Origin of the sequence: Hydrocarboniphaga sp. (assembly GCF_965279055.1) — a bacterium.
In the GTDB taxonomy this organism is placed as follows: Bacteria; Pseudomonadota; Gammaproteobacteria; order Nevskiales; family Nevskiaceae; genus Hydrocarboniphaga.
On sequence record NZ_OZ257125.1, the window covers coordinates 863,133 to 884,499 of the forward strand.

Annotated in this window: 15 protein-coding genes; 4 read left to right on the forward strand and 11 right to left on the reverse strand. The window is 65.8% G+C overall.

From position 1 onward, the window contains the following. Nucleotides 1-314: 314 nt before the first annotated feature. The 4 genes from ACQZF9_RS04025 to ACQZF9_RS04040 form a co-directional block, all read right to left on the reverse strand. A complete protein-coding gene (locus ACQZF9_RS04025; RefSeq protein ID WP_428311980.1) occupies nucleotides 315-2,024 on the reverse strand; it encodes a neutral/alkaline non-lysosomal ceramidase N-terminal domain-containing protein in 1,710 nt (569 codons plus the stop codon). 1 nt (nucleotide 2,025) lies between these two features. After that, the gene (locus ACQZF9_RS04030) at nucleotides 2,026-3,336 is read right to left on the reverse strand and encodes a D-arabinono-1,4-lactone oxidase (protein WP_428311981.1); all 1,311 of its coding nucleotides are present in this window, start codon (nucleotides 3,334-3,336) and stop codon (nucleotides 2,026-2,028) included. 83 nt (nucleotides 3,337-3,419) lie between these two features. Next, nucleotides 3,420-4,661, reverse strand: coding sequence for an amino acid deaminase/aldolase (locus ACQZF9_RS04035; RefSeq protein ID WP_428311982.1), 1,242 nt, complete (start codon nucleotides 4,659-4,661; stop codon nucleotides 3,420-3,422). Continuing rightward, nucleotides 4,648-5,178, reverse strand: coding sequence for a TetR/AcrR family transcriptional regulator (locus tag ACQZF9_RS04040; protein ID WP_428311983.1), 531 nt, complete (start codon nucleotides 5,176-5,178; stop codon nucleotides 4,648-4,650). Before ACQZF9_RS04040 ends, ACQZF9_RS04035 begins: the two co-directional genes overlap by 14 nt. A 312-nt stretch (nucleotides 5,179-5,490) precedes the next feature. Here ACQZF9_RS04040 and ACQZF9_RS04045 point away from each other — a divergent pair, with 312 nt between their 5' ends. After that, nucleotides 5,491-7,878 (forward strand): neutral/alkaline non-lysosomal ceramidase N-terminal domain-containing protein, encoded by a 2,388-nt coding sequence (locus tag ACQZF9_RS04045; RefSeq protein WP_428311984.1) that lies wholly within the window; start codon nucleotides 5,491-5,493, stop codon nucleotides 7,876-7,878. A gap of 335 nt (nucleotides 7,879-8,213) precedes the next feature. Then, on the forward strand, nucleotides 8,214-10,883 hold the full coding sequence (gene mdeB / locus ACQZF9_RS04050) for an alpha-ketoglutarate dehydrogenase (protein ID WP_428311985.1): 2,670 nt from the start codon (nucleotides 8,214-8,216) through the stop codon (nucleotides 10,881-10,883). Nucleotides 10,884-10,949: 66 nt separating this feature from the next. On the opposite strand, the gene ACQZF9_RS04055 is transcribed toward mdeB, so the two are convergent. The 3 genes from ACQZF9_RS04055 to ACQZF9_RS04065 form a co-directional block, all read right to left on the reverse strand. Continuing rightward, complete coding sequence (locus tag ACQZF9_RS04055; protein WP_428311986.1) at nucleotides 10,950-11,999, reverse strand: NAD(P)H-dependent flavin oxidoreductase; 1,050 nt, start codon at nucleotides 11,997-11,999, stop codon at nucleotides 10,950-10,952. 52 nt (nucleotides 12,000-12,051) lie between these two features. Continuing rightward, nucleotides 12,052-12,735 (reverse strand): 2OG-Fe(II) oxygenase, encoded by a 684-nt coding sequence (locus tag ACQZF9_RS04060; RefSeq protein WP_428311987.1) that lies wholly within the window; start codon nucleotides 12,733-12,735, stop codon nucleotides 12,052-12,054. Nucleotides 12,736-12,813: 78 nt separating this feature from the next. Next, on the reverse strand, nucleotides 12,814-13,107 hold the full coding sequence (locus ACQZF9_RS04065; RefSeq protein ID WP_428311988.1) for a CsbD family protein: 294 nt from the start codon (nucleotides 13,105-13,107) through the stop codon (nucleotides 12,814-12,816). Between the two features lie 267 nt (nucleotides 13,108-13,374). On the opposite strand from ACQZF9_RS04065, the gene ACQZF9_RS04070 reads away from it, so the two are divergent. Continuing rightward, nucleotides 13,375-13,593 carry a hypothetical protein gene (locus tag ACQZF9_RS04070; RefSeq protein ID WP_428311989.1) on the forward strand — a complete coding sequence of 73 codons (219 nt, stop codon included), beginning with the start codon at nucleotides 13,375-13,377 and terminating at the stop codon, nucleotides 13,591-13,593. Nucleotides 13,594-13,740: 147 nt separating this feature from the next. Here the strand turns inward: ACQZF9_RS04070 and ACQZF9_RS04075 are convergent, their stop codons facing one another. Together ACQZF9_RS04075 and ACQZF9_RS04080 are read right to left on the reverse strand one after the other, a co-directional pair. Continuing rightward, nucleotides 13,741-14,100: a hypothetical protein gene (locus ACQZF9_RS04075; protein WP_428311990.1), complete on the reverse strand. Its 360-nt coding sequence runs from the start codon at nucleotides 14,098-14,100 to the stop codon at nucleotides 13,741-13,743. 128 nt (nucleotides 14,101-14,228) lie between these two features. Further along, the gene (locus tag ACQZF9_RS04080) at nucleotides 14,229-16,163 is read right to left on the reverse strand and encodes a CocE/NonD family hydrolase (RefSeq protein ID WP_428311991.1); all 1,935 of its coding nucleotides are present in this window, start codon (nucleotides 16,161-16,163) and stop codon (nucleotides 14,229-14,231) included. 192 nt (nucleotides 16,164-16,355) lie between these two features. Here ACQZF9_RS04080 and ACQZF9_RS04085 point away from each other — a divergent pair, with 192 nt between their 5' ends. After that, nucleotides 16,356-17,927 (forward strand): hypothetical protein, encoded by a 1,572-nt coding sequence (locus tag ACQZF9_RS04085; protein ID WP_428311992.1) that lies wholly within the window; start codon nucleotides 16,356-16,358, stop codon nucleotides 17,925-17,927. Nucleotides 17,928-17,951: 24 nt separating this feature from the next. On the opposite strand, the gene ligD is transcribed toward ACQZF9_RS04085, so the two are convergent. Both ligD and ACQZF9_RS04095 read right to left on the reverse strand, forming a co-directional pair. Then, the gene (gene ligD, locus ACQZF9_RS04090) at nucleotides 17,952-20,690 is read right to left on the reverse strand and encodes a DNA ligase D (protein ID WP_428311993.1); all 2,739 of its coding nucleotides are present in this window, start codon (nucleotides 20,688-20,690) and stop codon (nucleotides 17,952-17,954) included. 83 nt (nucleotides 20,691-20,773) lie between these two features. Then, nucleotides 20,774-21,286 (reverse strand): YIP1 family protein, encoded by a 513-nt coding sequence (locus ACQZF9_RS04095; RefSeq protein ID WP_428311994.1) that lies wholly within the window; start codon nucleotides 21,284-21,286, stop codon nucleotides 20,774-20,776. Nucleotides 21,287-21,367: the final 81 nt, after the last annotated feature.

The following is a 21,367-nucleotide window of genomic DNA, read 5'->3' on the forward strand; positions in this document are numbered from 1 at the left end:
GGCCGCGCCAATACCCACTATCTCTAAGGAACCTCTGATGAAGTCCTGCGCGCCCGCGTTGCCCCGGAAATGGCGCCAGGCCAGGCGCGGGCTGCGCGGCTTGGTGATTCCAAGCAAGCAGCGCGCAACGCCGCATGGCGACATTTCCGGGGCAACCCGAAGGGCGGTGGCCGAAAGGGGCGCATTGCGGCGTCTCTCCTTCCTCATGTACGTCCAGTACATTTCGTCAGTCGTTCCTTGCACTGCGCCGCTTTCGGTCACCGCGCGGACGTGCAGGGCTTCATCAGAGGTTCCTAAGCTTAGCCAGCGACACATCATCGCGCGGACCTCAATGCGAGCGTTTCCGGCGAGAAGATGGTCTCGTCTTCGGAGCGCAGCTCGCGCGCCGCCGCGGGCTTCACGCATTCGCGCAAAAGCCGGCGAAATTCGGTACGAAACGCATCGTGAGTGCGGCTGCCGAAAGTCGTGTGGCCGCCTTCGTACTGCTGCTGCTGATATTCGTGCCAGGTGGTGCAGTAGCCGAAATACGAGTTGGCGTAACTGGCAATAACGACCTTGCGCACACCGGCCGGCGCCAGCACCTCCAGACTCAGCGCTTGCAACTGCAGCCCGGCGACCGTGGTGATTTCGCCAGGGAAGCCGATGATCGCGAGTTCGCCGATGCGCATGAACTGCAGCGGCAACACCACCGGCACCCACGGCCCCGCGTCGAGCGCGCCGGCGCGATCCTGACGCTGCATCTCGGCCAGCATCGGGTCCATCAGCCCCGGCAGTTTCTGCCGGTCGCGCAGGCCGAGCAGGATGCCGTCGGCGCTTTGCGTGACCACGATCTTGGGTTGCTGCGCGCGATACAGCTGCTGCGCCGCCGCCAGCGCGGTTTCGCCGTCGCGGCGCGCCTTGCGCAACACGCGACGCGTGGCCAGCTTCGCCAGAAAGCCCACCAGGCCGGTGATCGGCTGGCGGATGCCGGGGCCGTCGATCGGCGAGCCTTCGTAGAACGCCAGGCCGTGACACGGCGGCGTGGTGCGCTCGCCGCGCAGACCGTCGGCGAAATCGGCGTCGACTTCGATATTGGTGAAATCGCGATTGACCAGTGCAGCGTCGAGCTGATCGGCCGGCAGTGCATCGCTGGGACCCATCGCCTGGATCATCTTCCAGGCCTGCGCGCATTGCAGCTGGCCGTTGTACTCGGCGCTGGCGTGCTCGTCCTTGAACTTGCCGCGCGGCCAGTCCGGCCGCGTGTTGCCCTGCGCATTCGGCGACACGTCGCCGGCAAAATGCTGCGCGAAAATCGCGACAGTTCCGGCGCCCATCTGCTGTTCCAGATAGTCCGCGGCATAGCCCTTGTTGTCGTAGCTGAGCAGCGACACCTTGCTGCTGATGCTGGTCGGATGCACGCCAAACCAGTTGATCTGGCCGATCAGCGCGCCGTCGGACTTGCTCACTTTGAGCAGCCACATGCGCCGGTCGACCGCCAGATGCGTCTGGTGATCGCCGAGCCTGGCGACCTCCGGATTGCGGTTGTACGCGGCCAGCGAGCGATTGAAGGCGACGTCGACGTCGTCGGCGAAGCGATCGACTGCGAACTGCAGTTGCGCGCTCGCGCGGGCATTCCACGCGCCGACCAGCGCATCGCTGACGCTGTTGACGATCGCGTCGAACACGTCGCGACGGAAACCCGGAATCGAGAAGTTGTAGAACGGGTAGTGCGAGTAGCCGCCCGGGCCGCAGTGCGTGTGCTGCGAGGTGAACATGAAGCGTTCACTGCGCAGCGTCTCCATGCCGATCGCCTGGCGTACGCGCTCGACGATGGCGCGCCTGAGCTCCGGGAACACCATGCAGATTTCGGCCTGCGCGAAGAACAGCGCGCCCGCGTCGCGGCCGTCATCGAAACAGAAAGCGCGACTGTAAAGCTTGGTCGCCGCGCCCAGCACCTTGTGCTCCGTGCGGCCGTAGCCGAGCATGCCGAAGCCGCGCCCGCTGACGACGATTTCTTCGCGGGCGGCGCCAGCGAGCAGCGACATCTCAGTCCCCGAACCAGCGCCGCAGCAGCGCGTTGCTGAACATGCCCTTGGGATCGAGCTGCTTGCGCACGCGCTGGAAATCGTTCCAGCGCGGATACAGTTCGGACAGCTCGCGCTCGGCCAGATTGTGCATCTTGCCCCAGTGCGGGCGGCCGCCGTGATTGCGGAAAATCGCTTCGGCCGCGGCGAAATATTCCTGGTGCGCCATGCCGACGTACTGATGCACCGAGATCGCGACCGCGTCGCGCTGATAGAACGGCGACAGCCAGATATCGTCGGCGGCGACGTAGCGGTATTCGACCGGAAAATGCACCCGCACTTGCTTGCGCTGGATGTGCTCGGCGAGTTCGCGCAGCGCGTCCGGGCCGCGCTCGACCGGAAGCTCGTACTCCATTTCCTGAAAGCGCACCAGGCGCGTGGTCGAGAACGCGCGATGGCAGTCGGCCACCATCGTGCTCTCGTCGCTCTTGGTGACGTTGCCGATGAAGCGGGCGATGCCGGGCGCCCAGTCCGGATTCATTCGCGCCAGGCGCGAGGCCACGCCGAAAGCGCCGTTCTCGATCAGCAGCTCGGCGGCCGTGGTCATGCCGCGTGCGGACTCGGGCTCGGCGGTCCAGTCCATCAGCTTGACCAGGGTGCGGCGCGTATGCGGGATCCAGTAGAACTCGAAGTGGCGATAAAGACGCGCCAGATCCGGCGCCTGTGCCAGGCAGTCGTCCAGGTCCATCGCGCGCTTGATCAGCTTCAGGCGATACGCCGGCTGCAGCTCGATATCCAGCTTGGCGATCACGCCGAGCGCGCCGACGCAGACGCGCGCGGCGTCGAAGATCTCGGCGTTTTCGGTGGCCGAGCAATGGATCGCCTCGCCGCTGGCGAGCACCAGATCCATGCCGCGGATCTGGGTCGAAATCGAGCCCAGGCTGGCGCCGGTGCCATGCGTGCCGGTGGACACCGCGCCGGCCAGCGCCTGCTTGTTGATGTCGCCGAGATTGGTCATGCCAAAGCCACGCCTGGCCAGCTCGATGCCCAGCGGTTTGAGCGAGGTGCCGGCGTAGATGTGGCCGATATGGCCGTCGACACTCTCGATGCCGCTGAGGTTTTCGAGGCTGACCAGCGTGTCCGGCGTCTGCACCAGCGGCGTGAACGAGTGGCCGCTGCCGACCACGCGCAGCTGGCCGTTGCGCGCGCCGACCTCGCGCACCAGGCTTTGCAGCTGCGGTATCGAATGCGGCTTGGCGAAGTTGCGCGGCGTGAAGCGCACCGCGCCGGACCAGTTGCGCCAGGGTTTGGTATGGGGGTTCGTCGTGCTCATGACGGGACTCGAAGCTCGGGTGGTGACGGCTGCGGTGGCGCTGGCGGAAGCAGGGGCGGGCGAGGGCGCGATATCGTCGGGCATCAGAAGAAGCTCTGGTGTTGACCACGGTAAGTCGGCACGTCGCCGACGATCTGTTCGCCGCGAAGCAGCAGCACGCGTTCGAAACGCTCGGCGAGTTCGCCAGCCTTGGCATGACGGAAGAACAGCGGATCGCCCAGCGCCGGATTCAGGCCCGGCGGCAGGCTCAACGGCGTCTGCACTTCGCCGGCGCCCTCCAGGTCGAGCAGCTTCATGCCGGCCGGCAGGAACGGCCGCGGCAGGCGATCCGCGCCGGCCGGGCCGGAGCCGATGTAGCCGCCGCCGGTGCAGGTGACGATGCCCGGAGCGGGCCGGCGTACCACCGGCAAGGCGAAGAACACTGCGGCCTGATGACGGAAGTGGCCGAAGTAGTCGAACAGGCCCGGCGCATAGAGCCCGGAGCCGGCCGCGGCCTCGGTGACGCTGCGATCCGCGGCGGTGTCCTCGAGACTGCCGGTGCCGCCGCCGTTGACGAATTCCAGCGCAAATCCAGCGTTTTCGAGCGCGTCGACGACTGCCTGGCGACGCGCGTGAATCTCGCGCAGCGAGCGGCGCTTGAGCACGCGCACCATCAGATTGCGCGCGCCGCCGCCGGGCACACGATCCTGCAGGCCGGCGATCTGGCCTTCGTAGCCCATCAGGCCGACCAGCTGCAGCGTGTCGGCGTTGGCCTTGATGAAGTTCGCCACCTCCAGAGCCGCGGCCGCATCGCGAATCGGCGAGCGGCGCACGCCGAACCACAGGCCCGGCACGCTGCTGGACATGTCCAGATCCAGGCTCAGCCGGAAGCGCACGCCATGCGCGCGCGCCTGAGCGGCCAGCAGCGTGCACTGCTCGATGCTGTCGACCGTCAAGGTGAGCCGGCTGCCGCGGCGCAGCGCGTCGGCTGCATGCGACAGCTCCAGCGGATCGATCGTCGGATACGCGATCAGCAGATCGTCGAAGCCCTCGCGCGCCAGCCAGTCGGCTTCGCGCGCACTGAAGCACAGCAGGCCCTGGAACTGCGGCGACAGCGCCATCACCCGGCGCAGCACCTCGATGCAGCGGATCGACTTGGTGCCGAGCCGGATCGGCAGACGGCCGGCGCGCAGCAGCATCGCGTGCGCATTGGCTTCGAGCCGGTCGAGGTCGAGCAGCATCATGGGCAGGCTGCGACCGGCGAGCGCGCGCTTGAGGCGCTGGTAATAGGCGTCGTCGTCGGCGAACGATGCCGCGACAAGAGGGCCGGACTCAGGGCGCGACATGCGGCGGCGTCTCCGTCGACGCGAGTTCGGTCAGCAGCTGCACCACGCGGGCTCGCTGCACGGCATTGAATGGCGACACCTGAAACAGCTCCATCAGCCACAGACCCTCGGTGGCCACGTGTGTGAGGGCGGCGCGGTCGAAGCCGACGTCGCTGGAAATGACTTCGAAGCGCCGGGCGAAATAAGCGGCGACGCGCTGCATCAGCTCGGGGCTGCCGTTGACCACGGCCACCAGCGCGCCGGAGACGCGGTCGTCCTCGTCGGGTTCGCGCACCGAGTTCATCACATAGGCTTTCAGCGCGCGGCCGGGCTCGTCCGGCAGCTCGGCGGCGAGCGCCTCGCTGGCGGCGCGGTTGTGCGAGGTCAGGCGCTCGAGCAGGGCTTCGAGCAGCGCTTCCTTGGTCGGGAAGTTGTACATCACGCCGCCCTTGCTGGCGCCGGCGCGCTTGGCCACCGCGTCCAGCGTCAGCCTGCCGGCGCCCTGTTCCAGCGCGACCGCGACCGCCGCGTCGAGCATGGTTTCACGCGAACTGGGCCGGCCGCGCGCGGCCCGGACGGGTTCGGGGGCGACCGGTTTGAGTGCCGCGATGGAAGGTTTTGCCGACATGGGCCTGCTTGATTTACTGTACCGACTGGTCGGCACAGTAAATGCTCCGGAAAGCCGCGGTCAAGATGGCGCCGGAAAAGCCGACGGAACGGCTCTCCGTTCGTCCCGAGTAGCGCCGAAGGCGCGTATCGAGGGGCCGGCACGAGTCCCTCGATACGCCGCTGCGCGGCTACTCGCGACGAACGGGGAGTGTTTGCGATGTCAAAGCTTGAGGGAGAGAACATGCCGAAACCGCAGTGGGCCTTGATGTTGATCAGCGCGGTGCTGGCGGGCTGCAGCGCCTCGTCGCCGGACGCCGGTGGCAAGGACGCGATGTGCCAGGCCGCCGAGCTGACCGGCGAGCAGATGCTCGCGGTCAAGCGCGACGAGCCGGATGCGCCGCTGGCCGACACCCGCCACTACCGCGCGCGCAAGGCCGCGCGCGCCGCCGACGCGGTGCTCAACGGCGGCGACTGCGCCGACAACACGCGCTTCCGCTACGGCGCCGGCACCGGCGATATCAGCGGCCCGGCTTCCGGCGAAGAGCTGCTCGGCTACGCCGATCCTGGCCAGGTTTCCGAGGGCCTGCACACGCGCGAGTACGCGCGCGCCTTCGCATTCGAGTCCGACTGCGGCGGCCGCCAGGGCCGCGCGATGCTGATCACCATCGAAAACGGCCTGGCCTTCGACTCGATCAAGTTCGGCGTGCTGGCGAAGATCGCCGCCAACACCGAGGACCATCTGGCCGACTACTGGAACATCGACAACATCCTGGTTTCGGCGACGCATACGCATTCCAGCTCCGGCGGCCAGTCGCACTACGACCTGGTCAACGTGTTCGCTTTCGGCCTCGACCAGCAGGCCTACCAGTCGCTCGTCGACGGCGTCTACGACGCGCTGCTGCAGGCGCATCGCAACATGATTGCGGCGCCGACGGCGAGCGTGAAGATCGCGATGAACGAAGTGCTGGACGCGAACTTCAACCGCTCGCCCGACGCTTTCGAACTCAACCCGGCCGAAGAGCGCGCGCGCTTTGCGGATACCAAAGGCCGCGACGTGCAGACCAATCGCTGGATGACGCTGCTGAAGCTGCAACGCGACGACGGCACGCCGGTGGGCATGATCAACTGGTTCTCGGTGCACGGCACCTCGATCGGCCAGACCTACAAGCTGCTGTCCTCGGACAACAAGGGCTATGCGGCGCGGCGTTTCAGCCAGGACTTCCCGCAGGGCGGCAGCAGCGCCGGCGCCTTCGTCGCCGGCTTTTTCCAGAGTGACGAAGGCGATGCCTCGCCCAACCCCTACATGTTGTATTTGAACGAGGCCGAGCTGCACAGCCGCGACACCGACGCCTGGTTCGCGCGCGGCGGCGGTCGCGACGATTTCGAGAGCGCGCAGATCGCCGGCTACAAGCAGTATCACGGCGCCAGGGCGCTATGGGACCAGGCCAGCGAAAAGCTGCACGGTGAGGTGCGGGCGGTGCACCTGGCGCTGGACATGAGCAGCGTCATCGTCGAAGCGCCGAAGACTTATGCCGACGGGCTGATGCCGCAGGTCGGCGTGCAGCGCACCTGTGAACCGGCGCTGGGCATCTCCTTCGCCGCCGGCGCCGAAGACGGCCGCGGCCCGTTCACCGAAGGCGCGGCCTGCCCGATCAGCACCGACACCGCCGACTACATCAGCCAGTACCTGCAGGACACGATCGGCCCGCTGTTCGACGGCGCCTTGCCGTCGACGCTGGTGCAGCCGATCGGCTGCTACAACGTCGCCTACGCGGCGCTGGGCTATTCCTGCCAGCAGGAAAAGCCGATCGCGATCCCGCTGGTGGTTGCCCCGCTGAACCTGCCGGTGCTGGAGCTGCAGCCCTACGTGATCCCGATCCAGATCATCGCGCTGGGCAACCTGGCGATCGTCTCGGTGCCCTGGGAGACCACGACGGTCGCCGGTCGCCGGCTGCGCGAGGCGGTGCTCGACAAGCTGCAGGACGCCGGTATCGACTACGCGGTGATCTCCGGCCTGTCCAACACCTACATCCATTACCTGACCACGCGCGAGGAATACTCGCAGCAGGATTACGAAGGCGCGTCGACGGTATTCGGGCCGTGGTCGCAGGACGCGGTGCTGCAGGAGTTCGTGCGCCTGGCCGGCCATCTGCGCGACGGCACGGCGCCGGCCAGCCCCTATGCGGCGGCGAGCTTCACCGACCACACGCCGATCCTGCGGCATTTCCCCAGCGTCAGCGACGGCACGCCGCCGTCGGGCAAGGCCTTCGGCGATGTCGCGGTGCAGCCGCAGGCGAGCTACACGCTGAGCAACACCGAGCGCACCACGATCAGCGCCAGCTTCTACGCCGGCCACCCGCGCCGCGACCTGCGCCGCGGCGCCAGCTACGTCTACGTCGAGCGCAAGAACGGCGACCGTTGGGACCTGGTCGCGACCGACGACGACTGGTCGACCTATTTCACCTACCAGAGCGGTGCCGAGGGCCGCGCCAACCTGGCGCTGGTCGAGTGGAAGGTGCCGGCGGGGACGCGGCCGGGCACGTATCGGATACGACATGAGGGCGCGTCGGCGGACGGGGCTTACAGCGGCGTCACGCAGAGCTTCGAGATCGGCGGCTGCGGGAGTTGACTCAGAACCCCTCTCCCGCACGCGGTAGAGGGGGAAAATGAATCAAAAAATTAAGTCAAAAAAAGGGGTGCCTGCACCTCGGGATCGTGCGGGCACCCCAGCATTTGCAGCGTTCGGGTGCTCGGCGTGCCTTTGTGTGCGGCTTGGCCGCGGGCTCGATCCTGACGCTCCCTGTCATCGGATGGACGTTCCCTGTCCGACATGCCGCTGACTATGCACCGAGACGGAGCTCGCTTCAAGCCTTCATGCCCGATTCCGGGCATTCCACCGGCATCATTCGGCACGCGCGCCGGGTACAGTTCGCGCTGACTCGTTTGATTGCCCGAGAGCCATCCATGGCGGAAGACGCCGGTAGTCCCCAGAAGCCGCGCGGCAGCGCGGACATCGACCCGCAGGAAACCCGCGACTGGCTCGACGCGCTGCATGCGGCGCTCCGCGCCGGTGGCAATCCGCGCGCGCGCTACCTGCTGCAGCGGCTCGAGGAAGAGGCGCGCCACCTCGGTGTGCCCGGCTACGCGCAGCCGTACTCGGCCTATCGCAACACGATCCCACTGGACCAGCAGGGCGCCTATCCGGGCGACCTGGCGATCGAGGAGCGGCTGACGGCGATCATGCGCTGGAACGCGCTGGCCATGGTCGCGCGCGCCAACCAGGCTTACGGCGATCTCGGCGGCCACGTCGCCAGTTATGCCTCGGCGGCCGAGATCTTCGAAGTCGGCTTCCAGCATTTCTTCCGCGGCCCCGAAGCCGAGCAGGGCGCCGACCTGGTTTATTTCCAGCCGCATTCGGCGCCCGGCGTCTATGCGCGCGCCTTCCTCGAAGGCCGCCTGTCCGAAGAGCGCATCGCGCACTATCGGCAGGAGACCGGCGGCAAGGGGCTTTGCTCGTATCCGCACCCGTGGCTGATGCCGGACTTCTGGCAGTTCCCGACCGGCTCGATGGGGCTGGGGCCGATCAACTCGGTCTACCAGGCGCGCTTTCTGCGCTATCTGGCGCAGCGCGGCCTGGCGCAGACCGATCAGCGCCGGGTCTGGGGCGTGTTCGGCGACGGCGAGATGGACGAGCCGGAATCGGTCGCGGCGCTGACGCTCGCGGCGCGCGAGAAGCTCGACAATCTGACCTTCGTCATCAACTGCAACCTGCAGCGGCTCGACGGCCCGGTGCGCGGCAACGGCCAGGTGATACAGGAGTTCGAGGCGCTGTTCACCGGCGCCGGCTGGAACGTGATCAAGGTGCTGTGGGGTTCGGACTGGGACGCGCTGTTCGCGCGCGACCACGACCACGCGCTGCTGCGGCTGTTCGCCGACACCGTCGACGGCAAGTACCAGACGCTGGGCGCCAACGACGGCGCCTACAACATGGCCAACTTCTTCAACGAGGACCCGCAGGTGCGCGCGCTGGTGGCGCACATGAGCGACGCCGAAGTCGACGCGCTCAAGCGCGGCGGCCACGACCTGCGCAAGCTGCATGCGGCCTTCGCCGCGGCGCGCGCGCACAAGGGCGCGCCGACCGTGATCCTGGCCAAGACCAAGAAGGGTTACGGCATGGGCACGGCCGGCGAGTCGCGGATGACCTCGCACCAGACCAAGAAGCTCGACGTCGACGGCCTGCGCGGTTTCCGCGATCGCTTCCGTCTTCCGCTCAGCGACGACGATCTCGAACATCTGCGCTTCTACAAACCGGCCGAAAACAGCGCGGAAATGCACTATCTGCGCGAGCGCCGCAGCGCGCTCGGCGGCGCGCTGCCGTCGCGGCGTCGCCAGGCCGACGCCTTGATCGTGCCACCGCTTTCAAGCTACGCCGGCTTTGCACTGCAGGCCGACAACAAGGAAATGTCGACGACGATGGCGGTCGTGCGCATGCTCGGCGGCCTGCTCAAGGACAAGCACCTCGGCGCGCGCATCGTGCCCATCGTCGCCGACGAGGCGCGCACCTTCGGCATGGCCAACCTGTTCCGCCAGGTCGGCATCTACTCTCCAGTCGGCCAGCTCTACGAGCCCGAGGATTCGGCGTCGATGCTGTACTACAAGGAGGCCACCGACGGCCAGATCCTGGAAGAGGGCATCACCGAGGCCGGCGCGCTGTCGTCATGGATCGCGGCCGGCACCTCGTACAGCGTGCATGGCGTGGCGATGCTGCCGTTCTACATCTACTACTCGATGTTCGGCTTCCAGCGTGTCGGCGATCTGATCTGGGCGGCGGCGGATCAGCGCACGCGCGGGTTTCTCATTGGCGCGACCGCGGGCCGCACCACGCTCGGCGGCGAAGGCCTGCAGCATCAGGACGGCCAGAGCCATCTGGCCGCGGCCGCGATCCCGAACTGCCGCGCCTACGATCCGGCTTTCGCCTGCGAACTCGCGGTGATCGTCGACCACGGCATGCGTGCAATGTTCGAGCGGCAGCAGGACGTGTTTTATTACCTGACGGTGATGAACGAGAATTACGCGCAGCCTTCGTTGCCTGAAGGTGTCGCCGACGACGTGATCAAGGGGCTGTACCGCTTTGGCGGCCACAGCCTGAAGCAGCCGGCCGCGAGCCTGCGCCTGCTCGGCTCCGGCGCGATCTTTCCCGAAGTGATCGCGGCCGCGGAACTGCTCGCGAAAGACTGGAACATCGCCAGCGAAATCTGGAGCGCGACCAGCTTCACCGAGCTGGCGCGCGATGCGCGCGAATGCGAGCGGCACAATCGCCTGCATCCGGAGGGCGAGGCTCGCGTCAGTCATGTCGAGCGATGTCTTGCCGGCGCCGCGCCTATCGTCGCCGCGACCGATTACATGCGCGCTTATCCGCAGCTGATCGCCTCGTACGTCGAAGCCCGTTTCATCGCGCTGGGCACCGATGGCTTCGGCCGCAGCGATACACGCAGTGCCTTGCGCCGCTTCTTCGAGGTCGATCGATATCAGATCGTGCTGGCGGCGTTGCAGGCGGTGGCGAAGCCGCTGCTGCGCGATGCGATCCGCAAGTACGGCATCGATGCGGATGCGCCGGCGTCGTGGACCGTTTGATACGACATCTGTAGGAGCGGGCTTGCCCGCGACTGTGAGATTGCAGGGTCGCGGGCAAGCCCGCTCCTACAGGTTCGCTGTTGAAACCCCGGCCAGCTCCCGCGTCAGCACCGCCGCCGAAACCGCCTTGCAGCCGCTGACGTTCTGCCCCGCCCACAGCGGCGAAAAATCACCGCTGCCCTGGCTCTCGGCCTTCGCGCGCAGCGGCGTGATCGCGGTCGTCGCCAGCGGGAATTCCGGCGCTTGCGAATTCATCGCCCCCAGCTCGCGCATCACCCGGTTGACGATGCCGCGCGCCGGGCGGCCGGTGAAGACGTTGGTCAGCGCGGTATGCCGCGCGGCTTCGCTTTGCAGGGCGGCGCGATGCACCGCGCTGGTCGTGGCCTCGTCGCACAGCAGGTAAGCCGTGCCGATCTGCACGCCGGCCGCACCCAGCGACATCGCCGCCGCCACGCCGGCGCGATCGGCGATACCGCCGGCCGCGATCACCGGCAGATTCACCGCGCGCACGATCTGCGGCAGCAAGGCGAAGCTGCCGACCTGCGTGCTCAGATCGTCGGAAAGAAACAGGCCGCGATGGCCGCCGGCCTCGATGCCTTGCGCGATGATCGCGTCGACGCCGCGCTGCTGCAGCCACAAGGCTTCATCGACGGTGGTCGCCGACGACAGGACTTTCGTGCCCCAGCTTTTGATCGTCGTCAGCAGTTCCGGCGACGGCAGGCCGAAGTGGAAGCTGACCACCGGTGGCTTGAACTCGGCCAGCAGCGCCGCGTAGTCGGCGTTGAACGGATGGCGCGGCGCGCCGGCCGCGATGCGGGCCGTGTCGATGCCGAATTCGCGGTAATACGGCGCCAGTGTTGCGCGCCACTGCGTTTCGCGAGCCGGATCGGCGAGCGGCGCGGTGTGCGCAAAGAAGTTCAGATTGTAGGGTCGGGTGGTCTGCGAGGTGATCGCCGCCAGCTCGGCGCGCAGCGCATCCAGACCGAGCATCGCGCAGGGCAGCGAACCGAGGCCGCCGGCCTGCGACACGGCGACCGTCATCGCGCTCGATTGCACGCCGGCCATCGGCGCCTGGATCACCGGCAGCTCGATACCCAGCAGCGTTTGCAGGCTCATCGGGCCTTCCTTGCGACGGAAAGCGCCATGCTAAGCCCAATTCAATCGTGTTTCAGAGCGCGTCGTGAAAGATGATGCCGAGCGTGTGACGCCGGCCGCGGCGCACGGCGCTGACGCCATGACGCAGTTGTACGCGGTAGTCGCCGCGCGAGCCACGCTGCGGTCGGCTGTTGACCGCGAAGATCACCGCGTCGCCGCGCCGCAGCGGCACCACCTGTACGCGCGACTGCATCCGCGGCCGCTGCTCGGTCATCACGAACTCGCCGCCGTCGAAATCCTCGCCTGGCTCGGACAGCAGCACCGCGAGCTGCAGCGGAAACACCTGCTCGCCGTACAGATCCTGGTGCAGGCAGTTGTAGTCGCCGGCGCCGTACTGCAGCAGCAGCGGCGTCGGCCGCCGCTGCCCGGCCTGATGACAGCGCTCGATGAACTCGCGATGGTCGGCGGGGAAGCGCGTCGCCAGGCCCATGCGCTCGTGCCAGGCATTGGCCAGCGGCACCAGTGCCGTGTAGAAGGCGCCGCGCAACTGCTGAATTCGCTGCGGCAACGGATAGTCGAAGTAGCGATATTCGCCACGACCGAAGCCGTGGCGCGCCATCACCACGCGGCTGCGAAAGCCCGAGTCCGCCGAGTAGAGTCCGCTGATGGCGACGCATTCGTCGCCAGCCAGCAACCGCGGTAGTAGCGCCCAGCCGTGTTGATCGAGTTCCGTGAGCGTGTCGCTGGAAAGCTGCATCTAAGACTCCTGGACCGCAGCGGCGTGATGCCACGCAGCTTCGGCCCAGGCTTGCGCCGGCGCTATCCGGAACTTGCTTTACTTCTTGGCGTTCTGGAACTGCTCCTTGATCACTTCGGCGCCGGCCTTGAGCGTGTCCTTGACGTCTTCGATCTTCTCTTTGATGTTGCCCTTGATTTCGTCCTTCTTGCCGTCGGCACGCTGCACCGCGCCCTTGGCTTGCAGCTCTTCGTCGCCGATCAGTTTGCCGACCTGCTGCTTGATGTTGCCGAGCAGCTGCTTGCCCTGGCCCTTGGCCTTGTCGGCGGCAGCGCTGTGCTGAGCCTCGTCGAGAGTCTTCTGGGCTTCGGCTTTGGCCTGGGTGCTGTTCATGGCGTCTCCTTGGGATGCGATCGCGGACTGCGATCGATGCGCGCGCACTGTAGAGGGGGCACGCTGAACGCTGACCTCGGCATCGAAAATGCCCACGAGCGGTTCGCGGTGGTGCATCGGCGAAGTCTTGTCTAAGCCCTGCACCAAGATGTCGGCCGTGGAAAGCGGCGGCTAACTTTGCGTTCAGCGGTTACGCACTAATTTGTCGCAACAGGGGGCCGACGCCAAAGGATCTGGCTCCATCGACGTGTACCAATGGAGCGAGACATGAGCAACTGCGCCGGCTGTTCTCCGATGCAATACAGTCAAACCGATAAATGCATTCCGAGTTGCCTGGAGCGCATCGTGTTCCCGTACAGCGCTTATCGCGCGTCCGGCAGGATCAGCCTGATGCCGTCCTACCAGTGCCTGGCCTGCGGCACGATCTGGATGCATGACGACAATCGCGGCTACGAATCGCAGCGCAGGCTGCAGCAGGCGGCTTAGGTTTCATCGCGGCCTTCACTGAATTCCGTTCGTCCCGGGTAGTGGCTTGAGCCCGCGTATCGAGCGAGGCGGCGGCACTCTTTGTCGGCTCCCTCGATGCGCCTCGCAAGCGAGGCTACTCGGGACGAACGGGGTGAAAGGATCGCTTCAGTGCACACCCGGTTCGGGATTCGCCGGCTTGTTCTTCGGCGGCGCTTCCTTGACCGGCGTGTCGTAAACCAGGATCGCATCACCGTCGCGGACCGCGGCCATGTAGCAGCCGTGAAACGGCTCGACATGGTTCTCGCCGGCATCCGCGGGCAGGGTGCCGGCCTTGGTGAAATCCGCGTCCACCCAGCCATTGCGTAGCGCCACGTCCGCCGCGGCGTCGAAGTCGTGCTCGGAGTCCGGTGCCTGCTTCAGGAACACCAGCAGCGGATGCTGCTCGCCGGCCGGATAACGGCCGTCGGCGCCCATGCGGGCGACCGCTGCGTACATGTGGATTTCGTAGGGCGCGTCGTGGCTCATGCGTAGGGCTGTCCGATGTCCGGGCGCCGATTGTATGCCACTGGCCTGGCCGTTCATTGCGGCGAAAACGGGAATCCAGCGAGGTTTGCGCCGCGCTGGATTCCCGCCTGTGCGGGACGGACGAGAACCTACTGGCTCAACCTGCTGCCCGAGTAGGTACCCGGCACCAGGATCGGCAGCTGCACGTCGCTCACTGCGGCGCTGTACGGGTTGAGATAGATCAGGCCCAGCACCGGCTCCAGCGACGAGGTGATCGGCGGGATCGGAATGCCGCTGAGGTAGGTGATGATGCCGGTGATGCCGGCGAGGCCTTCGCCGCTGACGATCGCCGCGTACTGCACGTGCTGCGGATAAAACAGCAGGCCGACCTGGTCGCCGTCCTTGAGCTGCTCGCCGACCGCGGGCAACAGGATGCGGTCGTCCTCTTCGATGTTGCGGTTGTTGTGGTGCTCGCCTTCGGTGAACGGCGTCAGCTGGTCGTCGACCAGGATCGTCTTGCCGTCGCGGACGATGCCGACGCCGACGAAGCCATTGGTGCTCTGATTGGGCAACACAGGCGAGCCGCGCGTGATCACGATGCGGGCCAGCGTCGGCGCACCGGCGAGGACCTTGTCGTTGCCGCTGATGGTCGTCACCGGCACGAAGGTCGGCGCGATCGCAAACGCGGCGACATCGGCGGTCGCGGTCTCCAGCTTGGCTGGCACCGCGCCGTTGCCGCTGAGCGAGCCGACCGGGAACTCGTCGACGATCAGGCCGGCCGCCGGCACGTCGGGCGCTCCGCTGGTGTCGGCGACCGAGATGCAGATTTTCGGCAGCGCGTCGTAGGCCGTCGAGCCGACGCCTTTCAGGTAGTGGTCGAACCAGCCCAGCACCGCCTCGACGCCGATCACGCCGCCGCAGTTGGCGGTGCCCTCGGTCTGGTTGGCGAGCGGATTCATGTGGCCGCCTTCGGTGCTGATCAGGCGCACGTCGCCGCCGGCTTCGCTGAAATAGCGGCGATTCCAGTAGGCTTCGGTGAGGTTGAACAGCACGTCGCGATTGCCCTGCAGGAACAGCGCCGGAACCTTGCGCAGCTTCGCCGACTTTTCGCCGAAGCCCCAGCTGTTGCCGGCTTTCTGCTGGCGACGGAAGTAGCTCATGCCGTGCGTGTCGAACAGCGCAATCATCTCCGCCTCGGTCACTGGGCGCGGCCGCGCATTGCTCTTGCCGACCGCCGCAGCCAGATCGGCGCGCGAGCGCACGTTGTAGGCCTGCGCGCCGGTGACGCCGATGGTGTTGATCGCGGTCTGCACGATCGGCGTGTTGCTGACGCCGCCGATGGTGGCCAGCAATCCGAGCAGGCCGCCGAAGCCGAGCTTCACCGAATCGCCCGGCAGCAGGCTGTAGATCAGGCCGTGCCAGGTGCCATTGGGCACGATGGTGTCGATGCGCGCATCCAACGCAGCCAGCGGCATCTGGTAGCCGCCGCCGTAGCTGTAGCCGAGCGTGCCGACCTTGAGATCCTTGGCGATGCCGGTGCCGGTTTCGCGCTGGATACCGTAGTCGTCGGCGTGGTCGTAGGCCCAGTCCAGCAGCGCGCGCGCGTCCTGGGTTTCCAGCGCCGGATCGATCAGCCGCGCGTTGGCATTGGTGGATTCGCCGTGGCCGCGCTCGTCGAAGCTGATGACGACGTAGCCGTGATACGGCAGCGCTTGCGCCAGCGCGTCGATCGACCCGAAGTGCGGCATCGTCGGCTGCAGATCGCCATTGGCGGCGAGCGCGGTCAGCTTGGAGCCGCCGTAGCCGTGGCTGTGCAGCACCAGCGGATAGCTCGCGCCGGGGCAGCGCGGCGGCGTCAGCACGGTGTAGAAGATCGTCGTCGTCGCCGCCGGATCGGCGCTCGGATCGACGTCGGACGGGCTGTTGATCAGCAGCGAGCCGCTGGTCACGCTCGCCGGGCTCGGGCTGGTACAGGTCGGCGTCTCGCCACCGGATTTGTCACCGGCATCGGGCGAGCCGGAGCCGCCACAGGCGGCCAGCGACAACACCGCCAGCGCCGCGGCGCTCGCCATGATCTTCTGCATCGGCCCACTCCTCGAAATAGTTCTGTACTGCTGGGGCGAGGCAATTATGACGGCTTTCGTCACAGAACCGTCATGGTAAAAAAATGGCTGCAGAGCAATACTACATTGGCACGCCGTGAAGGGAAGCTGTGCCGTGCTAGCGCGGGGGCATTGCCGGAAAGTGCAGCGCACCCAAAATCGGGGGGGTAGGCGATGGATCGACTCAAGCAGGTTTTCTTGCTGATAGCTGCCTTTTTGTGGCTAGGCGGACCAGCTCCCGCAGCGGCATCGACGCGCGACTACTACATGCCGTTCATGCACGCGAAAGTCGGCGGTTCGGATGGCTATGGTCTACAGGTCGTCGACAGCGAAGATTTCAGCAACATCCAGCAGATACTGGATACCAGCCACGTCATAACTCAGGCGAAGCTGGTCTATGGTGGCACACTCGGCGAGGACGGACCCAGCGATGTGCGACCCTACGCGGTGGTGTATGCCACCGGCGGCAAATGGTATCGCCTTGATCTGCGCAAGAGCGCCTCGCTGACGCCGATACAGATTTCCAGCGAGAGCGTTGTGGCCCCCAGTTCGGCTTCTGTGTATTGCCCCACTGCCGTGATCACCACGGATCCGCTCGCTCCTCAGCATTCCGCATTGTTGTACCAGGTGCCGGGGCCTACGGGCAGTTGCGCGAACGAGTACGCGAGAATGATCCGTCTGGATGATGCCCCGACGCAGGCGCCTACCGTTACGTCGATCTGGAGTACCTTGGTTTATCCAATCTACGACAAGAACAGCCGGTATTATGGCTTGCTGTCAAAACCCGGCAATGACCTGCGCTACTACGCTTCGGATTTTATGACGTCCGTCGAGATCGCCTCCGATGTAACTCGGTTCGCCTACGCGGCCACAAGGCCCAACGGTGAGAGCGTGGTCCTGATCAACAGCGATCTGAGGCGGATCAAAACCAATGGCAAGCTCATCGGAGAGCCGCTCAGGACGTTACCCAGCGAGTACCGCTTCGCTTCTAGCGTCAACGACGGCCAAGAACTGTTTTGGTACGAGGACAATACAGACTCCAAAAAGAGGTCCTTTTGGAGGACGGCGATGGATGGCAGTTCTGCACCGGTAAATATGTATAAGACCAAGGAGTACCTTAACGAAGTTAGAGGCTTCGACCTTTTCACCGGAGTTCTAAGTGAAAAGAATCTGATCTTCTCCCATACCGTACTGGACCCGACGACGTCCGAACTCCGTTATGAACTGTATTCGATGTCCAAGACAGCGGCTTCCGGTGTGCCGGCTCCCGTGCTGGTGGACTCTCAGAAGTACGGTACTGCGTTCGTCGACGACAAGCGTGTCTACTACAACCACGGGGCGTACGGATCGCAAGCGGCGCATGTAGCAAAAGACAACGGCACGCCGCAGAGCGATTTCGGCGCTGACACCACTTTTCTAGCCGGACCTGCCGACGGCAGCTATATCTACAGACTGCCTCCCCGTCGATATACGCATCTGATTCTGGCCCAGGGAATCAACGCTGGTGTGTACCCTTACGCAAAGGCCAAAGTCAAGATGTATCGGCTCGTCGATGGCGCCAAGATTCCGCTGAAGCAACTGCCGCCGAAGGCAACGAGCTTTTCCGCCGGTTATGCTATTGGCAGTCCTTTTCTCGGAACCATGGGCATCGACGGCGCAGATGAAATATTTGCCGCCGAGGCTGACAGCGGCGAGTACCGTACGATCACCAACACCAAGGATATAAGCGAAGTTCCGATTCAGTGATGAGCCGCGTCGGCTCCGGCGGCGTCAAATGCCGCGGCGGCGAGCCGGCATCGATACCAGCTTTGGAAGCGTGACCGCAGATTCGCGCAGCGCCTTCCACGGATCGCGCCTCTTGCGCAGCCATTGCGCGGCGTTGTCGACGCGGAACTCGCGTGGGTCCAGGCCGGCTTTGAGCTGGCTCCATTCGATCGGCAGCGCCACCGGTGCGCCGGGGCGGGCGCGCGGCGAGTAGGGCAGTACCGCGGTCGCGCCGCGGCCGTTGCGCAGGTAGTCGATGAAGATCTTGCCGCCGCGTTTGGCCTTGGCCATGTTGGCGACGTAGCGCTCCGGCTGCATCTGCGCCAGGGTCTGCGCAACCTGTTTGCAGAACTCCTTGACCTCGTCCCATTCGGCGCTGGGGATCAGCGGCACGACCACGTGCAGGCCCTTGCCGCCGGTGGTTTTGACGAAGGTCGGCAGGCCGGCGGATTTCAGGATTTCGCGCAGCTCCAGCGCGGCGTTGACCACGTCGGAAAATTTCAGCGAGGTGTCCGGGTCGAGATCGAAGATCAGCCAGTCGGGCTGCTCGGGCCGGGGCATTTTCGATCCCCAGCCATGCAGCTCCATCGCATTGAACTGCACCAGCTCGATGATGCCGCGCGGCTCGGTGACCAGCAGGCCGGGCAGGCCGGCGTGCTTCAGCGATTTGACGTGAGGACCGATGCCCGGCGTCAGGTTTTTCTGGAAGAAGCATTCGTGCACGTCGCCCTGCGGGCAGCGCACCACCGCCAGCGGCCGGTTCGCCGCCTCGATCATCATCGAGTCGGCGATCAGCTGGTGATACTGCGCCAGCTGCAGCTTGGTCAGGCCGGAGTCCTCGTCCATGATCCTTTCGGGATGGCTGATGCGCACACCGGCGACGGTGTCGTCACTGCCGGATTTCGTGGTGCTGGCCTTGACGACTTTTTTGGCTGCTTTTACCGCTGCTTTTTTGGGCGGCTTTTCTGGCGTTTCCCGCACCACGTCCTTGGCCGGCTTGTCCAGACGCAGGCCTTCAAAGCTCGGATGACGCAGCGAACCGTCGCGCGTCATTTCGGTATAGCTGACTTCGCAGACCAGCTCGGGTTTGACCCAGATCAGGCCGCGTTCTTTCGGCGGCTTGGCCAGCGCCGATTTTTCGATCACGAGTTTCTTCAGCCGCTTGCTCAGATCGGCGATCGATTGGTCGTTGAAGCCGGTGCCGACTCTGCCGGCGAAACGCAGTTCGCCGTTGTCGCGCAAGCCGAGCAGCAGCGAGCGGAAGCCGGCGCGCGCATCGGATTCGCTGTAGCCGACGATGACGAACTCCTGGCGCTGATTGCACTTGAGCTTGATCCAGTCGCGGCTGCGGCCCTCGCGGTACGGCGCGTCGGCCTTCTTGCCGATGATGCCTTCGAGGCCGAGCTTGCAGGCCTGGGCCAGGATCGTGCGTGCTTCGCCGTCGAGATCCTCGCTGTACCGCAGCACCGGCGAGCGATTGCGCTTCATCAGCGCCGCGAGCCTTTGCTTGCGCTGGCTCAGCGGCAGCGGCCGCAGGTCCTCGCCGTTCTCGAACAGCAGATCGAACACGTAGAACACCAGGTTGCGGTGTTCGATCGGCTGCTGGGGCATGCGGCCCTTGCCGCCGCGCATGCCGAGCGTGTTCTGCAGCAGCTGAAAATCACTGCGGCCGTCGGGCTTCAGATAACACAGCTCGCCGTCTATGACGGCCTGCTTGGCAGCTAGCGCGGCGACTGCGGCCTTGATGTCCGGGAACGTGTCGGTCCAGTTGATGTTGTTGCGCGAGCGCAGCTGCGCCGCGCCGTCGGCGACGCCGGCGAGCAGGCGGTAGCCGTCGAACTTCACTTCGTAGCGATAGTCGCCGGCTTCAGGAACGGTCTCGGTGAGCTGGGCGAGTTGCGGTGACAGGTTTTCGAGCAGCTCGGCGAGCTTTTTCGCCCCCACCGTAACCCTCGCCCGCGAGCAGGGGAGGGAACTGGCTTTGCTCCTTCCCCCGCTTGCGGGGGAAGGCCGGGATGGGGGCGTGAGTACCGCGCTGAGCTTCGACGCTTTGTTTTTTGCCGCATGCGCCCGCGTCGCCGCCGTATCGGCATGCGGCGGTTTCGCCGCGTCCTTCCGCTGGCCGATTTGCTTGACGGTCTTTCCGCTGATCACGCTCCTGGTCAGCTTTTGCGTCGGCTCGGCCGCGGCGCCTTCGCGCACGAATTCGTCGCTGCGCTTCATCAGCAACCAGATGCTTTTCGGGCCGCGATCCAGCTCCTTGCCGCGGCCCTTGAGGCGCACCAGCTGGAAGCGGCCCTGCAGTTTTTCGCCGTGCAGCGCGAACGTCAGATGCCCTTTTTCCATGCCGCGACGCGGATCGTCTTCCGGCGTCCAGGTGCCGCGATCCCAGACGATGACCGGGCCACCGCCGTACTCGCCTTCGGGGATGTGGCCCTCGAAATCGCGATAGTCCAGCGGATGATCTTCGGTCTGCACCGCGAGGCGCTTTTCTTGCACCGACAGGCTCGGCCCTTTCGGCACCGCCCAGCTCAGCAGCACGCCGTCGAGTTCCAGGCGGAAATCGAAATGCATGCGCGTCGCGTCGTGCTGCTGGATCACGTACGCGAACCCGGCCTTGCCGCGCTTGTGCTTGCCGGCGGGTTCGCTGGTGACGTCGAAACGGCGCTTGGTGTTGTAGTGCTGCAGCGGGTCGGCGCGCGCGCTGGTTTGCTTCTTGGCGGTGGATCGGGCTTTGGTTGCCATGCGCTCGCTCCGGCTACGACCCGTAGCCCGGGTGAAACCCGGGTGCGTCGGTCATCGTAAAAACGCCCCGGGTTCCACCCGGGCTACGCCATGCGGGTAATCGCCGCGAACAGGATCAGGTTCAGCACCCAGCCGATCAGTACGACGACGATCGCGCGCCAGGTGTCGCGGTAATCCAGCGCCTGGCGCACCGCGACGATCATCGCGATCAGCATCCAGATGTTGGCAACCGCCATCACCACCCAGCCGATCACCGGAATGAAACCGAACACGCGCAGCAGGCCGGGGCTTTGCGCGAAGCCGGTGGTGCGTGCGATCTCGGCCCAGTCGGAGCGCGTCTGCGGCTCGGCCAGCATCTTGGTGCCGATCAGCCAGATCAGCGCGGCCCACAGCGCCCAGCCGATCACCGCGCCGAGCACGCCGCTGAGAATGGTGCCGAGGCCGAAATAGAACAGGCCGCCGATGCCGGCCGCGAACGAGGACAGCACGACCACGCCGAGTGCCTGGCCGGTAGCGCTGCGATCGCTTTCGACTTCTTCGATCGTCGGGACATCGAGCCGGGCCGCGCCCAGCATCCGCTGCGTGAAACTCGACATGAAAAGCTCCTGATTCTTCGCGAAAACCAGGGCCCAGCATGTCAGCTGCTTGATGGACGCAGCCTGTACAGAGCGTTACAT